Source organism: Bartonella capreoli (assembly GCF_902813205.1).
In the GTDB taxonomy this organism is placed as follows: Bacteria; Pseudomonadota; Alphaproteobacteria; order Rhizobiales; family Rhizobiaceae; genus Bartonella; species Bartonella schoenbuchensis.
The window spans coordinates 1-452 of record NZ_CADDZX010000209.1 but is presented as its reverse complement, the minus strand read 5'-3'; the positions used below and the strand labels follow the sequence as shown (position 1 = coordinate 452).

At 39.6% G+C, this 452-nt stretch carries 1 pseudogene; it reads left to right on the top strand.

Going from position 1 to position 452, the window contains the following annotated elements:
- Nucleotides 1–297: pseudogene (locus tag J7R05_RS08085) on the top strand (Gfo/Idh/MocA family protein); the annotation flags it as partial.
- Nucleotides 298–452 lie beyond the last annotated feature (155 nt).

The window sequence follows — 452 nt, the reverse complement described above, 5'->3', positions numbered from 1 at the left end:
CGTGAAAGGCGTTTAACGGTTGTTGGAACAAAAGCTATGCTCGTTTTTGATGATATGGAACCATGGAGCCGTAAATTGGCGTTGCACCGTTTTACTGTTTGGAAGGAGAATAAAGAATGGGCTTTTAGCACTGATGAGTTAAATTACATTGATGTTTGTGAAGATTTGCCACTTACTTGTGAATTGCAGCATTTCCTTCATTGTATTGAAACGCGTCAATTGCCTCGCACAAATGGTGATGATGCTATTGCTGTTTTACGGATTTTAACTGCTGCTCGTATCAATTATCATAGATAAAAGAGACAAGTAGCGTTTTGCATTATTGTGGTAATCAATGGAGTTAATATGCAATTCATTGACCTTGGAGCGCAGCGTGCGCGTATTGAAGACAAAATTAATTCTGCAATTGCGCATGTGATCGCCAGTGGTAAGTATGTTTTGGGGCCAAAAGT